Source organism: Asanoa sp. NPDC050611 (assembly GCF_040654855.1).
Lineage (GTDB): Bacteria > Actinomycetota > Actinomycetes > Mycobacteriales > Micromonosporaceae > Asanoa.
In genome coordinates this window covers 1-5866 of record NZ_JBFAIU010000413.1, presented here as the reverse complement: position 1 = coordinate 5866, position 5866 = coordinate 1, and the positions used below count along the sequence as shown (strand labels likewise).

6 protein-coding genes are annotated in these 5866 nt (G+C 72.9%); all 6 read right to left on the bottom strand.

The features are described from left to right. Nucleotides 1-1351 (bottom strand): FAD-binding oxidoreductase (locus tag AB0H87_RS36805; RefSeq protein WP_360156751.1); only part of this gene is annotated, 1351 nt, incomplete at its 3' end. A gap of 19 nt (nucleotides 1352-1370) precedes the next feature. Continuing rightward, nucleotides 1371-2498, bottom strand: coding sequence for a geranylgeranyl reductase family protein (locus AB0H87_RS36800; RefSeq protein ID WP_360156748.1), 1128 nt, complete (start codon nucleotides 2496-2498; stop codon nucleotides 1371-1373). 11 nt (nucleotides 2499-2509) lie between these two features. Further along, nucleotides 2510-3460, bottom strand: coding sequence for a YafY family protein (locus AB0H87_RS36795; protein WP_360156745.1), 951 nt, complete (start codon nucleotides 3458-3460; stop codon nucleotides 2510-2512). A gap of 203 nt (nucleotides 3461-3663) precedes the next feature. After that, a complete protein-coding gene (erm, locus tag AB0H87_RS36790; RefSeq protein WP_360156742.1) occupies nucleotides 3664-4449 on the bottom strand; it encodes a 23S ribosomal RNA methyltransferase Erm in 786 nt (261 codons plus the stop codon). Nucleotides 4450-4629: 180 nt separating this feature from the next. After that, a complete protein-coding gene (locus tag AB0H87_RS36785) occupies nucleotides 4630-5301 on the bottom strand; it encodes a FadR/GntR family transcriptional regulator (RefSeq protein ID WP_360156739.1) in 672 nt (223 codons plus the stop codon). Nucleotides 5302-5325: 24 nt separating this feature from the next. Next, nucleotides 5326-5866, bottom strand: a 541-nt coding sequence (locus AB0H87_RS36780; protein WP_360156736.1) for an amidohydrolase family protein, incomplete at its 5' end; no start/stop codon positions are given.

Sequence of the window (5866 nt, the reverse complement as noted above, 5' to 3'; positions counted from 1 at the left end):
CGTCGCGCAACCGGTCGGCGTTGACGCCGTAGTACGCGCGGACCGGGTTGTCGAGAACCGGGTCCGGGAAGTTCGGGTAGACACCGCCCGTGCCCGCCGGGTGGGTGAGCTGCCACGAACGGTCGAGCCAGTCGCGCGCCGCGAGGCGCTCGTCGGCACTCGCGTCCGGCTCCACCGCGACGGTCTGCTTGAGCAGGAAGCGCGCCGTGCGGTGCGGGAACGCCGTGGCGCTCGTCGGCGTCCGGTTGTAGGCGCCGGCCCACGGCGTGAAGTCCAGCTCGCGTTCCTCGCCCGGCCGGCGGTCCGAGGTCAGCAGCGTGACGAGCGCACCGAGGGTGTCGCCGTCCAGCGGCTGTGCGAAGAACTCCGAACGGCTGTGCGCGTGCGCGTCGGGGCGGCGCGGCACACCATGCACGTCGAGGTCGGCGAGCAACCGCTTGGTCTCGCGGTGCGGCGCCCGTTGGTGGGTCTGCGTCGCGGCCGGCTCGCCGACCCGGTCGACGAACTCCTCCAGCAGCGCGACGTCCGCCTCCTCGGTCCCGTGCGCCGCGCCGAAGACGCTGGTGACGGGCATCAGAGCCGGGTCGGCGGGGGTCGACACCACCAGGCTGGCGGCCATCGTCTCGGGCGCGGCCGGTGCCCAGGTCTGCCAGGCGGCCAGCACCGCGGGCAGGTGCTCCGGCTCCCAGGTGAAGTGGAACGAGGTCATCGCCGGCGCCGGCACCGACGCGAAGACCAGCGAGGTGACCACGCCGATCGTCCCGTTGCCGCCACCGCGCAGCGCCCAGAACAGCTCGGGCTCCAACTCGTCGTCGCAGTCGACGATCCGGCCGTCGCCGAGCACCACCCGGGCCGCGCGCAACGCGTCGGAGGTCAAGCCGTGCGTGCGCCCGAGCACGCCGAGGCCGCCGCCCAGGGTGAGCCCGGCGATGCCGACCGCCGGGCCGCAGCCGGCCGGGATCGTCACGCCGGCCGGGGCCAGCGCGTCGTAGATGTCGCCGAGCCGGGCGCCGGCGCCGACCCGGACCAGCCGGCCGCCGTCGCCGTTGGCGTCCAGGAAGGACACTCCGCCGATCCGGCTCAGGTCGACCACCATGCCCTCGGTCGACGACGTGCCCTCGAACGAGTGCCCACCGCCGCGCACCGCGAACGGCAGCCCGACCGAGCGGGCGAACGAGATCGCGACAGCCACGTCGGCGTCGGCCGCGCACTGCACCACGGCCTGCGGCCGCAGGTGGTGGAAGCGGGCGATCGCCGGCCGGCGGACCGCCTCGTAGCCGGCGTCGGCTGGCAGCACCACCTCACCCCGGATGCTGTTGCGCAACGCCGACCAGTCGGGCTCCACGGTCACCTCCGGATGCGGCGGTACGTCAACTCAGCAGCGCGAGCGCGACCTTGATGGGCAGCTTTTCGATGAGTGCATCGAAGGTGGTCTCGCCACGGCACCACCGCCGGAACATACGCCAACCGGGCGGGCTCGCCAAGACCGCGTGGAACGCCCAGGGGCGCTTGGTAAAAGTCGCCATCAACCGCCGCCCGGCCCGCATTTCGGCACCAAGCGCCGCGTCGATCGCGGCGGGATAGCCCGCCAGGTCCCCGCTCCGGGCGGCACCGCCGACGTGTCGGCCGGCGATCGCGCCCGAACGGGTCGCGAAACTGATCCCCTCGCGGGTCCACGGCTCCAGCAGTCCGGCGGCGTCCCCGGCCACGATCACCCGGCCCCGGCGCAGCGGCGACTCCGGCGCCCGCACGCGGGTCAGGTGGCCGGAGTCCTCGACCGGCGTGATCCCGCCGAGCCCGACCCGGTCGACGAACGCCTTCAGGTAGGCCCGGGTCCGGTCCCCGCTGCCGCGCGCCGCGATCACGCCGACGGTCAGCACGTCGTCCTTCGGGAAGACCCACGCGTACGAGCCCGGGATCGGGCCCCAGTCGAGCAGCACCTTGCCGCGCCACTGTGGACGGAGCGTGGCCGGGATCGGCAGCTCCACCTCGAGGCCGAGATCCACCTGGCTGTACTCGACGCCGACGTGCCGGGCCGTGACGCCGGACGAGCCGTCGGCACCGACCACGGTCGCCGCGCGCACCTCGTCGCCGTCGGCCAGGCGCAGGCGTACGCCGTCAGGATCCTGCTCGATCCCCCGCACACCGACGCCCTGGCGCACCTCCGCACCCGCCCGCGTCGCGGCGGCCCGGAGCCGGTCGTCGAACTCCGCCCGGCGCACCATCGCCAGCACCGGCCCGTCGGTCGCCCGGCGGACGATCTCGCGCCGCCCGTCGAGGGTGATCACCATCGTGTCGGTGCGATCCGCGGCCGGGATCGCGATGCGGTCGTCGACCTGGCCGACGGTCGTGCCGATCAGGCCGCCGCCGCAGGTCTTGTAACGCGGGTGCACGGACTTCTCCAGGACCACCGTGCGCGCCCCGGCCCGGGCGGCCTCGTAGGCGGCGGAGAGCCCGGCAGGGCCGCCGCCGACGATCGCCACGTCCCACGCCGTCATGATCCAAAATTCTAACCGGCGGTGGCCCGGGCGATCCGTGCGCCGACCCGGCGCAGGTGGTCGACCAGTTCCGCCGGCTCGTGCACCACGAAGTCGCAACCGAGCGAGGCCAGCCGGAAGGCCAGCCAGTCGACCGTGTCCGCCGGGCTGGTCCACCGGCACTCCTCGGCGCCGAGCGGCTCGATCGTGCCGGCGGCGTCGCCGAGCCGCGCGGCCGCCTGCGCCGCCGGCAGCCGCAGGGTGGCCACGGCTGCGTACAGCGGCGCCAGGTCGTGGAGTTGGCTGGTGACGAACGCGGCCGCGTCGTCGAGCGGCAACTCGCGCGGCGGCACCCGGATCCCGGTCGACTTGGTGTTCTCGATCCGGTCGGCGCGGAACGTACGCCAGTCGTGGCGCTCATTGTCGTAGGCGACCAGGTACCAGCGGCGCCCGGTCATCACCAGCCGGTGCGGCTCGGCCAGGCGCTGCGACGGGATCCCGTCCTGGTCACGGTAGTCGAAGTTGACCCGCTCGTTGGTCGCCGCCGCGGCGGCCAGGGCGGTGAGCTGCTCGGGGTCGACCAGCGCGGCCTCGGTCGGCGCGGTGGCGGTGGTCAGCACGCCGACGCGTTGCCGCAGGCGGGTCGGCAGCACCTGCTGCACCTTGGCCAGCGCGCGGACGGAGGCGTCGGCGATGCCGTTGACCGGTTGCCGGGCGGTGGTGCGCAACCCGACCGCGATCGCCACGGCCTCGTCGTCGTCGAGCAGCAGCGGGGGCATGGCCGCGCCCGCCGCGAGCCGGTAGCCGCCGCCGACACCCATCGTCGCCTCGACCGGGTAGCCGAGCTCGCGCAACCGCTCGATGTCGCGGCGCACGGTGCGGTGGCTGACCCCGAGCCGCTCGGCCAACTCGCTGCCGGGCCACTCACGCGGCATCTGGAGCAGGGACAACAGGCGCAGTAGTCGACCTGGCGTGTCGGTCACGGCACTCATCATGCCCTATGAAGTAGGACCGGCGCTGACCTAGATTGCACCTAGCCTGAAATACATGACCAAAGTCGTACCTGAGGGTTATCACACAATCACCCCATGGCTCATCAACCGTGAGGCCGGAAAACTCATCGATTTCTCGAGCGCGGCGCCACCGTCGTCACCGAGCCGACCGAGCTGTTTGGCCGACCCGGCCTTCACCGCCGCGATGGCCTATGTGCAGAGCGCCGAACTGTTGCCCACAGCGCCGCCCACTGCTCCGCGGTGAGGTCGCGTGGCAGGGCGTTGGCCGGCATCCGGTGCGCGTGCAGCCAGTCGCGCGCGACGGCAGCCGGCACACCGGCCGACCGCGTCAGGATCTCCCGCAGGCCGTAGCCGCGACCGGTGAAGACGCGATGCACGAAGTGTTGGTACGGCTCCCGTTCGGCGACCAGCGGCGTGGGCCTGCGATGGACCACCAGCAGTCCCCCGTCGACGGCGGGCACCGGGCGGAAGGCGTGTCTGGACACCCGGGAGTGGACGGTGAAGTCGAACCACGGCCACATCCGGGCGGTGAGCAGGCTGGCGCCGCCGATCCCGGCCCGCCGGCGCGCCACCTCCCACTGCACCAGCAAGACGGCCGTCCGCCAGTGCGGCGCGGCGAGCAGCCACCGCAGCGTCGCGGTGGTGATGTGGAACGGCACGTTGCCGACGACGACGCCCGGCTTGGAGCGGAGGCGATGGAACAGGATGTCCTCGTTGAGCACGGTGACGTGACCCGGCATGTCCTCGGCGAGACGTTTGGCCCGGCGCGGGTCGACCTCGACGGCGGTCAGCGGCCGGTCGAGCCGGCTCAGCGGCCGGGTCAACGCGCCGTCACCTGGGCCGATCTCCAGGATCGGGCCGTCGGCGGCGGCAACGAGGTTCGTCACGTCGGCGATCACCGACGCGTCGACGAGAAAGTTCTGACCCAGCTCGTGGCGACCACGATTGTGGCGAGACATGAGAAGTGCTCCGCGAGGTTGGCGACGGAGCCGGGCAGCACGAAAAGCCGCACCGGCAGCGGACCGGACGCGGCGGAGCTGAGCGAAGAGGAAGGTCGGATCAGCTCGCCGCTAGGCGATGCGGATCCGAATGTTCAAAGCTCCCATGCGCCGCACGTTACCAGCGCGGGCAACTGGTTTTCAGAGCACGCGGCGCAGCCACTCCTCGACGCCCGCGATGTGCACCGTGGCCCACGACCGGGCCAGGTCGGGCTGGCGGCTGGAGATCGCGTCGACGATCGCCTGGTGCTGCTCGCGGGTCCGGGCGGCGGCACCCTCCTGGGTCAGGCCGCGCCAGATGCGGGCCCGCATGGTCGGCCCCGACAGGCCCTCGACCAGCGAGGCGAGCACCGCGTTGTCGGTGCCGACCGCGATCTGCCGGTGGAACTCGATGTCGTTGGCGACCAGTGCCTCGATCGTCGGCTGGTCGCCCAGGTCGTCGAGGACGAGCTGGAGCTTGTCGATGTCGTCGTCGAGCATCCGCTCGGCGGCCAGCGCGGCCGCCGCCGGCTCGAGGACCCGGCGGACCTCCAGGAACTGCAGCACCGTGTCGTCGCGGTGGAAGTCGACCACGAAGCTCAGCGCGTCGAGCAGCAGGTTGGGTTCGAGGCTCGTGACGTACGTGCCGTCGCCCTGGCGCACGTCGAGCACGCGGATCATGGACAGCGCCCGGACCGCCTCGCGGAGGGAGTTGCGGGACAGGCCCAGCCGCTCGGCGAGATCGGCCTCCTTGGGCAGCCGGGCGCCCGGGCCCAGCTCGCCGGACACGATCATGCCCTTGATCTTGTCGATCGCCTCGTCGGTCAGTGCCATTCCGCCCACCCTCCGCGGTGAAATCTACGCGGACAGCCGGTAGACGCGGGTCGCCGTGTCGCCCAGGATGGCTGCCCGTTCGGTCTCGGAAAGCACGCCGAGCGCGTCGAGCAGCGCCGACCGGACGACACCGTACGTGCCGGCCAGCAGGCACACCGGCCAGTCCGATCCGAGCATCAGCCGGTCGGGGCCGAAGAACTCGAGGGCGCCGGCCACGTACGGGCGCAGGTCGTCGACCGTCCACCGTCGCCAGTCGGCCTCGGTGACGAGCCCGGACACCTTGGCCGTCGCGTTCGGGCAGGCGGCCAGCGGCGCGATCGCCGCCCGCCACTCCGCGAGGCCCTCGGCGCCGGCGGTGATCCGCGGCTTGCCCAGGTGGTCGAGGACGAACCGCACGTCGGGCAGCGCGGCCGCAGCCCGGGCCGCGGACGGCAGCTGGTCCACCCGCACCACGAGGTCGAACGCGAGCCCTGCGGCGCCGATCGTGGCCAGCCCGGCGCGTACGTCCGCGCGGTCCAGGTAGTCCTGCTCCTCGCCCTGCACCGGGGCGCGGATGCCGACGAGC